The 16505-nt window shown below is 41.0% G+C and carries 16 protein-coding genes and 1 other annotated feature; of the genes, 13 read left to right on the top strand and 3 right to left on the bottom strand.

Annotation, left to right across the window (positions count from 1 at the left end; all coding sequences use genetic code 11):
• Positions 1 to 258 precede the first annotated feature (258 nt).
• Positions 259 to 837, top strand: a complete 579-nt coding sequence (locus tag HLI_RS06875; RefSeq protein ID WP_128526832.1) for a kinase — start codon at positions 259 to 261, stop codon at positions 835 to 837.
• Positions 838 to 1488: 651 nt separating this feature from the next.
• On the opposite strand, the gene HLI_RS06870 is transcribed toward HLI_RS06875, so the two are convergent.
• Positions 1489 to 1719: a hypothetical protein gene (locus HLI_RS06870; RefSeq protein ID WP_128524193.1), complete on the bottom strand. Its 231-nt coding sequence runs from the start codon at positions 1717 to 1719 to the stop codon at positions 1489 to 1491.
• 70 nt (positions 1720 to 1789) lie between these two features.
• On the bottom strand, positions 1790 to 3475 hold the full coding sequence (argS, locus tag HLI_RS06865) for an arginine--tRNA ligase (protein WP_431357400.1): 1686 nt from the start codon (positions 3473 to 3475) through the stop codon (positions 1790 to 1792).
• 337 nt (positions 3476 to 3812) lie between these two features.
• Positions 3813 to 4027: a binding site (T-box leader), on the bottom strand.
• A 102-nt stretch (positions 4028 to 4129) separates the two neighbouring features.
• On the opposite strand from argS, the gene HLI_RS06860 reads away from it, so the two are divergent.
• The 7 genes from HLI_RS06860 to HLI_RS06830 all read left to right on the top strand — a co-directional run bounded on the left by HLI_RS06860 (position 4130) and on the right by HLI_RS06830 (position 11134).
• Complete coding sequence (locus tag HLI_RS06860) at positions 4130 to 4744, top strand: DUF421 domain-containing protein (protein ID WP_128524190.1); 615 nt, start codon at positions 4130 to 4132, stop codon at positions 4742 to 4744.
• A 531-nt stretch (positions 4745 to 5275) separates the two neighbouring features.
• Positions 5276 to 5863, top strand: coding sequence for a YdeI/OmpD-associated family protein (locus tag HLI_RS06855; protein ID WP_128524189.1), 588 nt, complete (start codon positions 5276 to 5278; stop codon positions 5861 to 5863).
• Positions 5864 to 6194: 331 nt separating this feature from the next.
• Positions 6195 to 6533, top strand: a complete 339-nt coding sequence (locus HLI_RS06850) for a thioredoxin family protein (protein ID WP_347232266.1) — start codon at positions 6195 to 6197, stop codon at positions 6531 to 6533.
• Positions 6534 to 6916: 383 nt separating this feature from the next.
• A complete protein-coding gene (gene proC, locus HLI_RS06845) occupies positions 6917 to 7759 on the top strand; it encodes a pyrroline-5-carboxylate reductase (RefSeq protein WP_128524185.1) in 843 nt (280 codons plus the stop codon).
• A 39-nt stretch (positions 7760 to 7798) separates the two neighbouring features.
• On the top strand, positions 7799 to 8929 hold the full coding sequence (gene proB / locus HLI_RS06840) for a glutamate 5-kinase (protein WP_128524183.1): 1131 nt from the start codon (positions 7799 to 7801) through the stop codon (positions 8927 to 8929).
• A 20-nt stretch (positions 8930 to 8949) separates the two neighbouring features.
• Positions 8950 to 10212 carry a glutamate-5-semialdehyde dehydrogenase gene (locus HLI_RS06835; RefSeq protein WP_128524182.1) on the top strand — a complete coding sequence of 421 codons (1263 nt, stop codon included), beginning with the start codon at positions 8950 to 8952 and terminating at the stop codon, positions 10210 to 10212.
• Between the two features lie 154 nt (positions 10213 to 10366).
• A complete protein-coding gene (locus HLI_RS06830) occupies positions 10367 to 11134 on the top strand; it encodes a nucleotidyltransferase domain-containing protein (RefSeq protein ID WP_128524180.1) in 768 nt (255 codons plus the stop codon).
• A gap of 20 nt (positions 11135 to 11154) precedes the next feature.
• Here HLI_RS06830 and HLI_RS06825 read toward each other — a convergent pair whose 3' ends face one another.
• A complete protein-coding gene (locus HLI_RS06825) occupies positions 11155 to 11991 on the bottom strand; it encodes an STAS domain-containing protein (RefSeq protein WP_128524178.1) in 837 nt (278 codons plus the stop codon).
• 166 nt (positions 11992 to 12157) lie between these two features.
• On the opposite strand from HLI_RS06825, the gene HLI_RS06820 reads away from it, so the two are divergent.
• The 5 genes from HLI_RS06820 (at position 12158) to HLI_RS06800 (ending at position 16497) form a co-directional block, all read left to right on the top strand.
• The gene (locus tag HLI_RS06820) at positions 12158 to 12619 is read left to right on the top strand and encodes a DinB family protein (protein ID WP_128524176.1); all 462 of its coding nucleotides are present in this window, start codon (positions 12158 to 12160) and stop codon (positions 12617 to 12619) included.
• A gap of 410 nt (positions 12620 to 13029) precedes the next feature.
• On the top strand, positions 13030 to 14241 hold the full coding sequence (locus tag HLI_RS06815) for an acyl-CoA dehydrogenase family protein (protein ID WP_128524174.1): 1212 nt from the start codon (positions 13030 to 13032) through the stop codon (positions 14239 to 14241).
• A gap of 4 nt (positions 14242 to 14245) precedes the next feature.
• Positions 14246 to 15025, top strand: coding sequence for an SDR family oxidoreductase (locus tag HLI_RS06810; RefSeq protein ID WP_128524173.1), 780 nt, complete (start codon positions 14246 to 14248; stop codon positions 15023 to 15025).
• Positions 15026 to 15056: 31 nt separating this feature from the next.
• A complete protein-coding gene (locus tag HLI_RS06805) occupies positions 15057 to 15623 on the top strand; it encodes a TetR/AcrR family transcriptional regulator (protein ID WP_128524171.1) in 567 nt (188 codons plus the stop codon).
• A 1-nt stretch (position 15624) separates the two neighbouring features.
• A complete protein-coding gene (locus HLI_RS06800; RefSeq protein WP_128524170.1) occupies positions 15625 to 16497 on the top strand; it encodes a 3-hydroxyacyl-CoA dehydrogenase family protein in 873 nt (290 codons plus the stop codon).
• Positions 16498 to 16505: the final 8 nt, after the last annotated feature.

The following is a 16505-nucleotide window of genomic DNA, read 5'->3' as shown; positions in this document are numbered from 1 at the left end:
CCTTGTTATTAAGATATTCATAGACCTATGTGAAAGATAACATGAATTTATCGAGAGTATGTGTCAATATTGGTATAATTATGCAATCAGGAATGCTTAAAGATGACTTCTGCTTTACCTTTGTTAATAGGCATGTTTACTTGAAAAAAGCGAGAGCACCGTGGTTACCTTCCCTTTGCCCATCGAATGACTTGGTCGTAAAGAACAACAGGGTTTCTCAGCAGGTCCGAAAATAAGGAGTGATACATTGTGAAAGGTTTGAGCAACTTTTGGGGATCATTACCCCACCTTCAAAAGGGAGAAAGGTTCATAGTCGGAATAGATGGATTGAGCCGGGCAGGAAAAACGACAATAGTGAAAGAACTCGGGGAGCAGTTATGTGGAAGATATGATGTTCACACTTTTCATATCGATGATTATATCGTTAGTAAATCTAGACGTTATCATACTGGCCAGGAAGAGTGGTTTGAGTATTACCAGCTACAATGGGATGTGCTCTGGTTAAGAAACCATTTCTTTGAAATTTTGAAAATGGAAAGAGAATTTAACTTACATAAATACACAGCTTCGTTGGATTGCTGTGAATGGCAAAATGTTACGTTACCTGATACTTGTGTGGTTTTAATAGAAGGTATCTTTCTCCAACGTGAAGAATGGCGGGAATTTTTCGATTATGTCATATATTTAGACTGTCCTAGAGAAAAAAGATTTGCTCGGGAAAAGGAAGCAACACGAAAAAAGTCAGCGAAGTTTGAAAGAAGATATTGGAAAGCAGAAGATTATTACTTACAAACAATCAAGCCTGAGCAAAAGGCTGATTTAGTCCTTCAAGTATAATCAGACAATAATAGGAAACGAGGCTGGGACAAAACGATAACTGCCATTGGAAAAGATGGACAATAAAGTAGAATGGATCAAATGAAGCATAGGCAACATACGTAGACTTCTGCGGGAACAGTACGAGGCAAAGACCAAGCCCCCGGGAGAAAGCGGTCTTTGCTTTCAGAGGAGGCTGAGGCCGTGCCCGCAGAAAGCGAAGTATGTTGAAGCTACTGAAAAAACCTTTTCAATCTAGAGGAACTGTTAAAGTTTGTTGTTGCTTCTCACGAATCGCTTGTCGGTGGATGCTTGCCGCGGGCACGGCCTCAACTAACTTGGTCAAGAAGAACATTGACCAAGTGGATCTTCGGCTCGCGCTGTTCCCGCAGGCGTCACCACCGAACGCTCATCGTGGAAGCAACGAGGCTTATCTAAAAAGAGTGATTTTCTTTGATTTATAAATGTCTCATCGAAATAAAGAAGCCGAGTTGAACGATAAAACCGTCCTGCCCGGCCTTTCTTTGATGCATAACTCAGAAAGTTGCAGTTCTTCAATAGCCTCAAGTATGTTGCCGGAGCGACGTATGTATTTATTGCTTCATAAAGAAAACCCGAACGATTTGTTCGGATTTTCTAGTGGAGAAATTCTTTTATCCCAGCCCCGTTTTATTAAAAGATGAAGATCCACATCAGGATGATTACCAGGACAAAAGTGATCGTGTAAATAGTGGTTAACATAGGGATGCTGTTGGAACTTTTACTTTCACTTTTCAATAATTCCAACTCCTGATCCGGAGAAGATTCCTGATCATCCTTGCTTATATTTTTCGCAATCACGATGGTACTGATAAGGGCTATGATTGAAACAAGAATGACGACGATATAATAAATCGGGTACATGAACATCCGCTCCTATGTTAGTCTTCCTCCTATTATAATAGAAGGAAGGCGATGCGGGAAATATTCCCTTCTACATTTGGAGTGGGGCTTGAATTCCCAATATATTCAACCCGTCTTTCAAGACCACTGTCAAAGCGAAAATGACCGTCAAACGTGCTTGCTGCTGGTCACTTTCCAGTATTTTCGTTTTGGCATAATATTGATTGAACGCTCTCGATGCATCTAAGAGGTATTTAGCAATTTTGGAAGGGTCATAATCTTTGTAAGCATTCTCTACAACCACAGGATAATTCCGTACAAGCTTGATGATCGGCCAAGCAAGCTCATCATCAAATGTGGTTACGGCATCTTTTAGTCGGAACGAGCCTTTTTCTAATAAGGAAGCAGCCCTTGCGTGTGTGTATTGGATATACGGTGCTGTATTGCCTTCAAAGGTCAACATATCTTCAAGAGAGAACTCCACATCATTGCGGCGGTCATGTTTTAAATCATGAAAAATGACAGCACCGACGCCCACCTGTTCTGCAATTTCTCCAGCATTTGCTAATGTCGGATTTTTTTCCTCGATATTTTTCTCAGCACGAGTGATCGCTTCTTTTAATACTTGTTCCAACAATACGGTTTTTCCTTGGCGTGTGGACATTTTTTTGCCGTCCTTCAGCATCATCCCGAACGGAATGTGCTTCAAATTCGGAGCCCATGAAAAGTTCATTTTCTGCAATACTTGCTGTATTTGTTGAAAATGAAGAGTCTGTTCATGACCGACGACATATAAAGCTTCATTGAATTGGTAATTATTAAAGCGGTCAATAGCTGCTGTTAAATCACGTGTCGCATAGATCGTGGTCCCATCACTTTTGCGAATGAGACACGGAGGTAAACCCACCTCGTCCAAACGGACTACTTGCGCTCCTTCTGAGTCAACAAGCAATTGTTCATCCTTTAAAAGATTGATGGTGTCACTCATCTTATCATTGTAATAGGCCTCTCCTCGTATCAAGTCGAAGTCGATGCCTAAGAGTCGATAGATTTTTTCAAACTCTTCCAGTGAAGCATCCTTGAACCACCTCCAAAGTTTCACTGCCTCATCGTCTTGTTCTTCCAATTTTTTGAACCAGCTTCTCCCTTCATCAATCAAAGAAGGATCTTCTTTGGAAGCTTCATGGAATTTAACGTAGATTTTCGTAAGTTCCTGGATGGGGTTTTCACGCACGGATTTTTCATCGCCCCATTTTTGATAGGCAGCTAGCAGCTTTCCGAATTGTGTTCCGTAATCCCCGATATAATTGATCTTTACGGTTTCATACCCGCACTTTTCCGACAGGTTAGCCAGTGCATTACCAATGACCGTTGAACGTAAATGACCCATAGAAAATGGTTTCGCAATGTTAGGTGCGGACATATCAAGTACGATTGTTTCCCCTTTCCCGAATTGAAGGGATCCAAATTGACCAGGATCTGCAAGTAATTGCTGAAGCGTATGATCGGCGATGAATGATTGATTTAAAAATATATTGATATACCCTCCAACTGGGCGGACTTGTTGAAATACCTGGTGTTGAAGTTTTGGTGCGATTTCTTTGGCGATTTCCGCGGGGCTTTTACGAAACGTCTTAGCTAGTTGGAAGCAGGGGAAAGCCAAATCACCATGATCTCCCTGTTTAGGTGTTTCAATTAATCCATGCACCCAGTCGCGGGGAAAATCCTCCCCGAGTATGTGCGATAGTTGAAGCGCTAAAATATGTTTTTCCACTATCTATTCCTCCTTAAAATTAAGTATATTAACCGTTATTGTTTTTTTGTATCTGGTTTTTCCCAAAACGTTCAGTACACTTGAAGGCTCGATTCCGAGATAATGGGGTTCGATACCGAATAAGGTAGAGGAGTGTCTTTGAAATAACTCGCTTTCCTGCGGCGGAACTGGCAAGCCTCCTAGGTCGTTGACACTCACTACAGGGTCTCGCCTAGCCCCTTCTCCCGCGGGAGCCTCGTCATTTCAAAGACAACTCATTCAACATGGAATGAACGAACCCCTAGCCTAGGTGGACGAGTCTGTCCTCCGAAATATGGAATAAAAAAACCTCGTCTCTTATTGAAGAGACGAGGTTTATGCTCGCGGTACCACTCTAATAGCTGAATCAGCCACTCGAAGTTGTTAACGGGGGACACCCCGGCTTATATCCCTACTTGTTCTTCAGGATCGCTTCTCAAAAGTCCGGTTCACTATCAGAAATCCGATCAGGCTCTCACCATCCCTGATTCGCTAAGCTGTTTCCATTATAGCTACTCTCTTTTTCCTAGAATTTAGATATTTGAAAAGATTATATCGGAAAATACCTTCTTTTGCAACGCTTTTTAAAAGAATATCTCATAAGGTATGGGAAAACATATGAAATAGTGAGGTGAGCTAATGGATTGGATATGGAAAGCTGTTTTAATCATACTGGTCGGTACGATCATACTGAGGATTGCAGGTAGGAAGTCAATCTCGCAAATGACTCTGTCGCAAACGGTAATTATGATCGCTATCGGGTCATTACTGATTCAGCCGGTGGCAGGGAAAAATATTTGGGTGACGTTCGGCGTCGGGGGTGTCCTTGTCCTAACGTTGATTGCGATGGAATTCACCCAGGTGAAATTTGATTTTATGGAGCGTTTTTTGACAGGAAGGTCAGTATCCATCATTGAAAATGGCCAATTGAATGAGAAAAATTTGAAAAAAGTACGTTTCACTGTGGATCAGTTAGAGATGAAGTTAAGGCAAATGAATATTACCTCCATAGCAGATGTCAAATCTGCCACCCTTGAACCGAATGGGCAGGTGGGTTATGAATTGAAAGAGGAGAAAAGGCCAGCAACCAAGAAAGACATTGATAACCTTAATAAGCAAATCCAGTCATTAAGGCAAATGTTGAATCCGAATCAAGCTGTACAGCCTGATGAAGCGAATCCGCTTGCTGAAGACCTATTCAAGGAAGTCGAAACGAAACAACACCAGCAAGTCCATCCTGATCGTTTGCAATAGATAACGTCCTTTTAAGTGTACTGAAAGCACTCTTTTTTTCTTGTACATTGAAAGCAGCCGAGTTGAACGATGAATTCGTCCAATTCTGCTGCTTAATTTAATGCTCAACTAAAAATGCAGCTCTTTAGTGATCTCTTCAGATGAGGTAGTTTTTTTAAGAAGGCAATTTTACCCGGGGTTTCGTTTTCATCATTCCTCCAATTACCATATTTATCAAATTTAATTCATCCATTAACTTAGTCTGAAAGTGTTTAATAGAAGGTCTTAATTAAATGTATCACCCCTGATGAAAGTGAAAAAGAGGACATTAGCTAATGCAATTATACTTCTGTTGATTGTAAGAAGTCCGCCAGCACAAAGTCACTTCAATATGTTGTCGTTTATTAGTGAATGCAGACAAGCTTCTAAGATTATGATTGCAGAATAAGGGCTGATCTGTGTTAAGCGATCCACTAGCTTGTATGAGGTGTGGAAAATAAGGCAATGTTGCGGTATATTCAAGAAAAGGGCATTTGAAAAGGGGGGTCGTTCATGACAAGTAATAATATGAATCCTAAGGTTGATGAGTTCTTAAGTCAATCCGAAAAGTGGAAGCAAGAATATGGGATGTTGAGAGATATTATTCTGGACTGTAATCTGAATGAAGAATTGAAGTGGGGTAAACCTTGCTATACGTTTCAGGAAAAAAACATCGTTTTAATTCATGGATTCAAAGAGTATTGTGCGCTTCTGTTTCACAAAGGAGCTTTGCTGAAGGACGCTCAGGGAATTCTAATACAGCAAACAGAGAATGTACAGGCTGCGCGTCAAATTCGGTTCACCAATGTGCAGGATATAGTTGCTCGGAAGAACATTGTAAAAGACTATATTAATGAAGCTATTGCAGTTGAAAAAGCAGGTTTGGAAGTGGAATTTAAAAAGAAAGAAGAGATTCCTGGAGAACTTGAAAGAAAATTCGATGAAATTCCGGGTTTGAAAGCTGCTTTTGAAGCCTTGACGCCTGGTCGCCAAAGAGCATATATTCTTTACTTTTCTAAAGCTAAAAAAACTACAACGCGAGAGTCCAGGGTTGAAAAGTATGTGCAGCACATTCTTAATGGCAAGGGATTAAACGATTAATTACTTTTGGAGCAAGCCCGAGTCAGTCAGTGACAGGTGTAACCTCTTGAAAACAGGGCTTCAGCAACAGGCATGTGTACTAAATTCTCTGCTAACGTGATTTTAATATACTGTATAAAATATCAATTACAGGTGAAAGTAATATAAATAAAAGAACGCAAACAAGCCACATTCCTTTTTAACATCTTTGTGGTTTGTTTTTATTCTAAGATATGAATGGATATGACCATAAAAGTCAATATCACTCTGAAAAACTCTTTCAAACACTTACTATTAATCAATTGGTTAAACGAGAAAATTCAATCTATTTATTGGTATAATGAAGATAGAGGTGAGCACTTTGGAATCTATACATTCTATAGAAGAATTGAACACGTTTGTAGATGATCAGGGATTGTCAATAGTTTTTGTATCCCGGCCAGGCTGCTCCGTATGTCATGGATTACTTCCTCAAGTAGAGAATTTGCTGGAACTATACCCACAGATTGAGGCGCGGCAAGTCAATGCAGATGAAATACCACAAATCGCGGGAAGGTTTTCCGTCATGACAGTTCCGGCCGTCCTGATTTACTCAAAAGGGAAAGAGTTGTTCAGGAAAGCGCGCTTCGTACCGATTGGTGAACTGAACCAGCAACTGGCAAAACTGAATCACTTTATCAATGAATCCTAGAACATCTGTTGAAAGTAATCAACAGATGTTCTTTTTGTTCGTAGAAGGTCAAAGAAATCGTGCTTTTATGATGTTGGTATTATTGAATTGAGTGTATTTCAAAGATTTCATACGAGCTTGATAATTGTCAGTAAATTCCCTTAATTTAGTGTTATCCGTTTATTCTTGAAATTTCAATGCGCAAATATAAGCGTGAGACGAGATTATTTCCGATGAGAAGCGATGAAGTGGAAATATCTCTCCGTGAAACCGTTTACACTAACTAATTGGCTCTTATAGACCCGACATGCAAAAAAACCCTTGAATATGTTTTGCCCAGTGTTATGATGAAACACGTCTTAAATAAAGCGAACAAAAAACGCGAACGGGAGAGATTAACCCAAATGATTAAACAAACGATTGCTTTTCTAGGTGCAGGTTCAATGGCTGAAGCGATGATTTCAGGAATGGTGGAATCCGGTAATATTCCAGCTGAAAACATCATTGTAACCAATCGAAGTAATCAACAACGTTTAAATGAAATCAATTCGAAATATGGAGTACGCACAGTCTTGAAAGATGAGTTGAATTTCTCTGAAGTCGATCAATTCATTTTGGCAATGAAACCAAAGGACATTGATGCTGTACTTGAAGATTTAAAAGATAAATTGACACCTAATCAAGTACTTGTATCTGTACTTGCTGGTATTTCAACATCATATATGGAAGAGCGTCTGAACGATCGCCAAGAAGTGATCCGCGTTATGCCGAATACTTCGAGTATGCTGCGCGAATCAGCTACGGCAATTTGCCCAGGTCAATTCGTTGCAATGGATAAAGTGATCGTTGCAAAAGAATTGCTGCGTTCCATCGGAGAGGTCTTTGTCATCGAAGAAGACAAAATGGATGTTTTCACAGGAATCGCAGGAAGTGGACCGGCATATTTCTATTATTTAATGGAGCATATTGAAGAAACAGGTCGTGCCGAAGGGATGGACCGTGAAACGTTGCGCGAAATCGGAGCTCAAACACTACTTGGTGCAGCCAAGATGATGCTTGAACGTGATGAAAGCCCGACAGAACTTCGCGAAAACGTAACATCACCGAATGGTACAACTGCTGCAGGACTCGACGCATTAAATGAAAATGGCGGCGGGCAAGCAATATCAGAAGCAATCAAAGGAGCGGCCAGCCGTTCTAAAGAATTGAGCAAAGAACTTGAAGGACTACTTGTAGGAAGCAAATAATCGAAGAAAATCGATGCAAAAATGCTAAATAGGAGTGATATGTTGACTCAAAACAAAAAAAGGGTAGTAATTAAAATAGGGAGTAGTTCCCTCACCAGTATGCACGGAGAAATCAGCCGACGTAAATTAGAAAAGCTAGTAGATGAAGTCGTTCGTTTAAAAGACGACGGCCACGAAGTTTTACTCGTATCCTCAGGAGCCGTAGCAGCAGGCTATCGCAAACTCGGATGCTTAGAGCGCCCGAGCACATTGCCGGAAAAACAAGCTGCCGCATCCATTGGTCAAGGATTGTTGATGGAATCATATTCCGATCTCTTCCTATCCCACGGCTATATGGGTTCTCAAATCCTTATTACACGTAGTGACTTTTCTGACGAAGATCGTTACAACAACGCTCGTAACACAATCAATGTATTGCTCGAACGTGGGATCATTCCGATCGTAAACGAGAATGACACGATCACAATAGACAGACTGAAATTCGGTGACAATGATACGCTTTCAGCTAAAGTGGCAGGACTTGTCGACGCCGATCAATTGATTATTCTATCTGATATTGATGGACTATACGATGCGGACCCAAGAAAAAATGAGGACGCTCAACTACTCGACAAAGTCCACGAAATAACCCCGGAAATCGAAGAAGCGGCTGGTGACCCAGGTAGTGCTGTAGGTACTGGTGGTATGAAATCCAAAATCGATGCATTCAAGATTTCTATGGCATCTGGCATTTCTTCTTTCTTAGGCAAAGCCAATACACCGAGCATCGTTTATGATGCCGTTTATTACAACGCCAAAGGCACGTACTTTGAAACAACAACAGATTCAGAAAACTTGGATCAGAAGAAACAATGGATCGCTTTCAACTCAGGACCTGAAGGGGAAGTGATTATTGATCATCGTGCCAAGGAATCAATCATTGAGATGAAGAAGAGTTTGCTGCCAATGAACATTCATCATGTTAAAGGCCGCTTTAAAAAGGGCTCTGTCGTGCGTATTCACGATCTCACTGGCGATGAAATTGGGCTTGGAGTCGTAAATTATTCTTCAGAAGAAATGGAAGAAATGATCAGTCTGACCGAACCGGAATTAGAGTCTTATGATAAAGCAGCTATTGAACGTAAAGACTTTGTCTGCCATTTAGAAGTTGCCATGCCTGTAGGTGTTTAAAATAATCAAGGAGGTCTTTGATGACACTAACTAAAAGTAATGTGAACGTTGAAGCGCAAGCAATGGAAGCTAAGAAAGCATCCAAAAAACTGCTGGTTCTTTCTGAAGAAGAGAAAAACCAAGCACTGCTTCATTTAGCTGATGTTCTTGAACGGGAATACGAAACGATTCTTACTGCGAATGAAAAAGACTTAGAAAATGGACGTAAAAAAGACTTTACTGATGCCTTCATGGATCGTCTATCTTTATCTAAGGAACGTATCGCTGGTTTTGCTCAAGGATTGCGCGACGTTGCACAGCTTGAAGATCCGACCGGCCAAGTACTTTCAGATTGGACACTTGAGAATGGTCTTCAAGTTGAAAAAGTGACAGTACCACTTGGCGTCATCGGTATGATTTATGAGGCACGCCCCAACGTAACGGTTGACGCGACAGGGCTTGCTTTGAAATCCGGTAATGCAATTGTATTGAAGGGAGGATCTTCTGCTATCAACTCCAACCAGGCGATTGTTGAAGTGATGCACCGCGGTTTAGCGGAAACGAAGATTCCTAAAGAAGCTGTTCAGTTCATCGCATCAACAGATCGTGCTGCTACAAATGAACTCTTTACGATGAAAGAACACATTGATGTGCTCATTCCTCGTGGTGGCGGTAAGCTTATCCAAGCCGTTGTCGAAAATGCGACCGTACCAGTCCTTGAAACGGGAGTAGGAAACTGCCACATCTATGTAGACAAAGATGCAGATGTAGAAAAAGCGATTGCTATTCTTGTGAACGCAAAGACAGATCGTCCTGCTGTATGTAACGCAGCGGAAACGCTAGTTGTGCACAAAGAATGGTTGGAACAGTATAAAGATGCTTTGATAACTGCATTGAAAGCGAATGATATTGGGGTACACGGTGATGAATATATTCAGGAAATCATTCCGGGATCAGTGCTTGCCGGTGAAGAAGACTGGGCGAATGAATACTTGAGCACTGACATCGCTGTAAAAGCCGTTGACAATTTAACAGACGCGATTGCTCATATTGAAACGTACGGCACCAAACACTCTGAAGCGATCGTAACTGAAGATTCAGAGGCTGCCGAAAAATTCTTCGCACTTGTTGATGCAGCGGCTCTTTACCATAATGCTTCTACTCGTTTTACTGACGGTAGTGCACTGGGATTCGGAGCGGAAATCGGCATTTCCACTCAAAAATTGCATGCTCGAGGCCCGATGGGACTTCCTGCGCTAACAACAGTGAAGTTCTTGATGAAGGGTACCGGTCAAATTCGATAAAAATGATAAAAAGGAAGGGAGACTCTCAGAATGAGTCTCCCTTCCTTTTTGTTTGAGTGAGCCTCTCGGAGAATGATCTTTGACATCTCCTTTTACAAAAATCACCATTTATTATATGATGGTGTAATATTTATTTTTCCAGGGAGGATGAAAAATGAGACAAACAAAGGCTGTAGAGGCTATCGTACATAGTTTAAGAGAAGATAATCTAGTAGAAGCTGTCTTTCTTAAAGGGTCAATGGCACGTGGAGAAGAAGATGAAAATTCCGATGTCGACCTTTATGTATTAGTCGAAGAGGAAAATAAGGCTGCATTCTTACAAAATAGAAAAAAACATCTCGAAAGTTATCAATCCATTATCTTCTACGATGATATTTTCATTATTGCTCCACAGATCATTGTTGTTTATGAAAACTTGTTGCATGTCGACTTATTTACGGTTACGGAAAAAACACTTGTACATAAAGATTATTTTAAGGTGCTCTATGATCCCGCACGACGTATGGACAGATTCCAAGATCATCAAAACTTATGGTTGTCACAAAAAGATTTTCATTATGCAGTGGAAGATGTGGCTTTTTTTCTTTTACAATATAAAAAAGCAGCTGACCGTGGGAATGACTTTTGGGCAGTGAAGGTGGCAAATGATCTAGGGATTAATATAGCAAAGGTTTTGTTACAAAGGTACTGCCCAGAACGTGCGCAATTAGGATTAAAAACGATCGATCGGACGCTGCCGGTAGAAGTGGTTGAACAAATGAGAATAGTCTATAGACACCTTTCAGCAAAGAAGCATCCAAAAGCCGTATACAGCATGGCTTTGATTATACAGGACCATATCATATGGTTATCTTCACAATTTGAAAAAGAGAAGTATACCATTCCTTTTCTTAAAAGAATGTTGAATGAAATGATAAACTAGAACTCCTTAAGAAGGGAGTTCTAGATATATTCTTTAGCCATAGCCTGGGATAAAGTGGCAGTGGTCTTCACTTGACTGAAATTGATTCCTAATTGAACAGCGGTTTGGGCGATTTCAGGTCTGATGCCGACAACAGTTGTAACGACGCCAATCAAGCGCAATCCATCAATCAATTGGAAGATTTGATGTGCGACCATCGTATCTACAAGATAAACCCCGGTCAAGTCAATGAAGAGATGATCGATTTCCTGGTCTGTGCATTTTTGTAAAGTATTTTCTAATATTGCCGTTGCCCGGTCTGTATCAATGTTTCCAACCAAGGGGAGCAGTGCTCTGTCATTTGCCAGTTGAATCAGCGGAGTACTCAATTCATTAATAACAGATTTCTGTTTCTCAATCTGATTATTTAATTGTGTAGACTTTTCCTCTGCTACTTGAAACATGATTTGATCGAAAGCTTCAATCAGTTTGCGTTTCCATGACTCTTCTAGATCACGGGAAATATGTTTATCTTCATAGGTGATAAAATCATTGAGAAAATCTAAGTACTGTTCTCTGACTCTCATGAATTCACGCATAATATCGTGTGTAGGGGTCTCAAGATGATCTGGGTCCCGTGCGATTTTCAAAATCCATTCATTGATTTGCTGATAGAATTCCTCTGTCTCTAAAATGAACAACTGTGACAAATATCTATGAAATTCGTAATTTTTCTTTTTCAGCTGTTTGACGGTTTCTGCATCCTGGGCAGCATAAACTCCTGAAGACTCACTTTTATCCAAGGATTCATACCATTCTTCTGTAAGCGCAAAGGATCGATTTAATAAAAAATCATGCAAAGATCGGTTCAAGTCCACAACAATAGCCCCTCTCTACTTAAAATGCTTTTGTAATTAAAATGGTCGCAATTATTTCTATTATAAAGTTAAGTACTAATCTTTTCCATTTCCATGCACCGGAAAAGGGAAGTTATAGGATTAACCTCATGAAAATGGGGAATGTTCATTATAAGGAGGTGTTAATATGGGCGTTAGGGAAATCCTGCTAGAACAACTTCAGTCCGTATATGATGAAAACAATTGGTTTGTCTGTTTTAATGTGGCTGTTAAAGAGTTGACAGAGGCAGAAGCAACAGCTAAAAAAGAGGATCATCCATACTCCATCGCTGAGCTTGTCCATCATTTATATTTCTATAACGAAAGGTACTTGAATCGGTTCTGTGGAAAGGAAGTGCCTGAACTTCCACGGCATTACAATACCTTTCAAAACCACGATCATATCTCCTGGAACAGAAGGATTTCAGCATTTCAAATGGTCATGAGTGAATTTAGAGCGGAGATTAAAACATGCAGTGATGAGAAGCTGGAAATTTGGAGCGAAACGCTTTCCCATCTATTCAATCATAACGCTTATCATATCGGTCAAATTGTTAACCTTCGTAAACAGAGCGGTTGGTGGGGAACAAATCCTGCAGTAAAAGGATAAAATGACCTTCTTTTGTGGGTCTTTTTTTATGTGAAATTTTAATTTTTACCAAGCTCTATTCTTAGTAACGGGAACCTTAGAATATTTCGAAGCAGAGCATTCAAGATAAGAGAGCAATAATGAAAAGTTGAAAAGTGAGGGAATAGAAAAATAGACGGGTGGTGTAAGGGCAATTGCCAACCCACTTTCACTTCATATACATATCTTATTATACCTACAGCTTTTCTTGTAGGTTCATGGATTACCACACCATGAAAATTTTCTCTACGATAGATGCCAGAATACACTGGCATCTTTTTTAATTCAAAAAATGAGTATTCATTCATTTATGTTGAATTTTCAGAATAATAGGTATAAAATGTAAGGATACTAACCGGTTGGTATGTTAGGGAGGAAAGGAGGAAAATGAAATGAATTTCGATTACACAGAAAAAGTAAAAAACTATCAAGATAAGCTGAAGGAATTCATGGAAGAATGGGTTTATCCTAACGAGTCTGTTTACGAAGACCAATTAAAGTCGCAGGAAAGTCGTTGGGATGGAACACTGCCGATCATGGAAGAGATGAAGGCTAAGGCTAAAGAGCAAGGATTATGGAATTTATTTTTACCAGATGATACATATGGTGCAGGATTGAGCAACCTTGAATATGCTCCTTTGTGTGAAATGATGGGACGATCTTTAATTGGACCTGAGGTTTTCAATTGCAACGCTCCAGACACTGGCAATATGGAGGTTTTAGCCCGTTATGGAAGCGAAGAGCAGAAGGACACATGGTTAAAGCCACTTTTACAAGGGAAAATACGTTCTTGTTTTTCCATGACAGAACCAGAAGTGGCTTCCTCGGATGCTGCGAACATCGAGGCACGGATTACAAGGGACGGGGATGAGTACGTCATCAATGGGAGGAAGTGGTGGTCCTCCGGAGCAGGCGACTCTCGTTGCAAGGTAGCTATTTTTATGGGGAAAACGAACCCGGATGCGCAAAGATATGAGCAACAATCTATGATTCTAGTACCACTGGACACTAAAGGGGTACATATCCGCCGCATGCTGCCGGTTTTCGGATATGATCATGCTCCACATGGTCACGCGGAGATAGACTTTGTTAATGTGCGCGTACCAAAAGAGAATATCATATGGGGAGAAGGAAAAGGATTCGCAATCGCTCAAGGAAGACTTGGGCCAGGTCGTATCCATCATTGTATGCGGTTGATCGGAGCAGCTGAGCGAGCACTTGAAGATTTATGTAAGCGTGTACAAAACCGTGTAGCCTTTCATCGTTCTCTGGCTGAACAAGGAGTGGTAAGGGAATGGATAGCTGATTCAAGAGTTGATCTGGAGCAAGCGCGGCTATTAACGCTGAAAGCTGCTTATATGATGGATACTGTCGGCAATAAACAAGCAAAAACAGAAATAGCTATGATTAAAGTTGTCGCCCCAAATATGGCCTTACGTGTCATCGATCGTGCTATTCAAGCACATGGAGCAGCGGGAGTCAGTGAAGATTTCACGTTGGCTGCCCAATGGGCGAATTCACGGACCTTACGCCTTGCTGATGGGCCTGATGAAGTTCACCGCCGCCAAATAGCTAAACTGGAATTATCTAAATACAAGGAGTGAGACCATGCATGTAAAGAAACTTTTTGATTTGACGGGAAAGACCGCTCTTGTGACTGGTGGAGGAAGGGGACTTGGTGAACAAATTGCTGAAGGATTAGCAGAAGCAGGTGCGAATATTATCGTCTGTTCACGAAAGAAGGAGGCCTGTGAACAAGTAGCCCTTCGCTTGGAGAGTGATTTAGGGGTACAGACGTTAGCCCTCGCCTGTGACATCACAAAGCCAGAAGATGTTGAACAGGTGGTTCAAGAGAGTGTGGATCGATTCGGTACAATAGATATTCTTGTCAACAATAGTGGAGCCACCTGGGGGGCGCCCACCCTTGATATGCCTTTAGAGGCTTTTCAGAAAGTGATGAATGTAAATGTAACAGGGACGTTCTTAATGTCTCAAAAAGTCGGCGAAGTAATGCTTAAACAGAAGTCAGGTAAAATCATTAATATCGCCTCAGTCGCTGGACTGGGTGGAGCAGATCCGCGTTTTATGCAAACGGTCGGCTATAATGCAAGCAAGGGAGCTGTCATCACTTTCACCAAAGATCTTGCTGTCAAGTGGGGAGAAAGCAACATCCAGGTAAATGCTTTGGCACCTGGTTTCTTCCCCACGAAAATGTCCAAAGGCGTTCTTGAACAAGGCGGCGATTTCATTTTGGACCGGACTCCATTAGGACGTTTCGGATCTGAACAAGATTTGAAAGGTGCGGCGCTTTTCCTGGCTTGTAAAGCTTCTGACTATGTGACGGGTGATGTTCTGGTCGTAGATGGAGGCATGCACGCCTCTTGTTAATAAAGAGAATACTAACGTTGGGACGATGAGTATGAAGGAACAAATGATGAAAACGAGCATTGAACTATTCGGCAACAAAGGATTTCGGTCCACGTCTATTCAAGACATCGTCGAGGCGAATGGAGCTACTAAAGGAACGTTCTATTATTATTTTAAAAATAAAGAAGGTGTTCTTGTACAGATCCATGAATCGTTTATCGATCACTTGTTAAATGGACAAGAACAAATAATGCAAAACAAGCAAAGTACAAACCACGAGAAGCTCTATCAAATTGTTGAAACACTGATTAGGAATATTCGTTCAAATGGGAATAGTGCAATGGTTTTTTTCCGTGAAATGAGACATCTCAGTGACGAAAAAACAGCTGCTATTCTACCTAAAAGGCAATTGTTCCAGGAAAATATACAAAAAGTAATTGAAGACGGCATCCTCATGAATGAATTCCGTCAAGACCTTAGGACGGATATGCTGTCTTACGCTGTTCTTGGAATTGCGAATTGGAGCTACTTTTGGTACGAGCCGGATGGTGAAGTGAAAGAGAATGAGCTGACAGACATTTATATGTCTATGATTTTTAAAGGAATTGAGGGGGAGTAGCATGACCATAACCAAATTGACAGTGGTTGGAGCGGGAAGTATGGGGCATCAAATCGCTATGCTGGGGGCTTTGGCAGGCTATGATACAAACTTGCAGGATATAAGTCAGGAGTCATTGGATACAGCTCGTGAAAAGTTGACAGCTATCATGGGGAAATGGGTGGAAAAGAAAAAAATAACAAGTGAACAACGGCAGCATGCTTTTGAACGACTTCATTTCATCTCTGACCTAAGAGAAGCTGCCGCAGATGCTGATATCGTCATAGAAGCCGTCATCGAGAAACTGGAAGTGAAGCGGGAGGTCTTTGCTCAATTGGATGAAATAGTACCTTCTCATACGGTGCTGGCTACCAATTCATCAACGATCGTCAGCTCCTTGATTTCCGATGCAACTTCAAGACCGGATAAAATTTGCAATATGCACTTTTTCTTTCCGCCATTAGTAATGGATTGTGTGGAAGTGGTCAAGGGTGAACACACCTCTGAGGAGACAGTATCATTGGCTATGGAAATTTGTGAACAGATGAACCGCACTGCTGTATTATTGCAAAAAGAAATTTCAGGATTCGTAGCTAACCGTATACTATTCGCTATTCAAAAAGAAGCGATGAGTTTATACGAAGGTGGATATGCAGACTATGAAGATATCGATAAGATAGTCAAAAAAGCATTGAATCACCCGATCGGTCCTTTTGAATTAATGGACCTGTCAGGAATTGATGTCGGTTATTATGTAATGCAACAACAATATGAAGAGACTGGTGATCCGAAGGACAAGCCCTCTCGAACCTTAGAAGAAAAGATGAAGGCGGGAGAGCTCGGTCGCAAAACAGGTAAAGGTTTTTATACTTATGATGCTAAGGTAAAAAGTTGAGGAGGAAG

It is taken from the genome of Halobacillus litoralis, assembly GCF_004101865.1.
Lineage (GTDB): Bacteria > Bacillota > Bacilli > Bacillales > Halobacillaceae > Halobacillus > Halobacillus litoralis_A.
This window is presented reverse-complemented; position numbering and strand designations above follow the sequence as displayed.

Excerpts from the sequence above, each read along its gene's own strand:
- HLI_RS06855 (WP_128524189.1), top strand. The coding sequence starts at position 5,276 with ATGACAAGTAATAATATGAATCCTAAGGTTGATGAGTTCTTAAGTCAA.
- proB (WP_128524183.1), top strand. The coding sequence starts at position 7,799 with ATGTTGACTCAAAACAAAAAAAGGGTAGTAATTAAAATAGGGAGTAGT.
- HLI_RS06860 (WP_128524190.1), top strand. The coding sequence starts at position 4,130 with ATGGATTGGATATGGAAAGCTGTTTTAATCATACTGGTCGGTACGATC.
- HLI_RS06830 (WP_128524180.1), top strand. The coding sequence starts at position 10,367 with ATGAGACAAACAAAGGCTGTAGAGGCTATCGTACATAGTTTAAGAGAA.
- HLI_RS06870 (WP_128524193.1), bottom strand. The coding sequence starts at position 1,719 with ATGTACCCGATTTATTATATCGTCGTCATTCTTGTTTCAATCATAGCC.
- HLI_RS06835 (WP_128524182.1), top strand. The coding sequence starts at position 8,950 with ATGACACTAACTAAAAGTAATGTGAACGTTGAAGCGCAAGCAATGGAA.
- HLI_RS06810 (WP_128524173.1), top strand. The coding sequence starts at position 14,246 with ATGCATGTAAAGAAACTTTTTGATTTGACGGGAAAGACCGCTCTTGTG.
- proC (WP_128524185.1), top strand. The coding sequence starts at position 6,917 with ATGATTAAACAAACGATTGCTTTTCTAGGTGCAGGTTCAATGGCTGAA.
- HLI_RS06820 (WP_128524176.1), top strand. The coding sequence starts at position 12,158 with ATGGGCGTTAGGGAAATCCTGCTAGAACAACTTCAGTCCGTATATGAT.
- HLI_RS06800 (WP_128524170.1), top strand. The coding sequence starts at position 15,625 with ATGACCATAACCAAATTGACAGTGGTTGGAGCGGGAAGTATGGGGCAT.
- HLI_RS06815 (WP_128524174.1), top strand. The coding sequence starts at position 13,030 with ATGAATTTCGATTACACAGAAAAAGTAAAAAACTATCAAGATAAGCTG.
- HLI_RS06805 (WP_128524171.1), top strand. The coding sequence starts at position 15,057 with ATGAAGGAACAAATGATGAAAACGAGCATTGAACTATTCGGCAACAAA.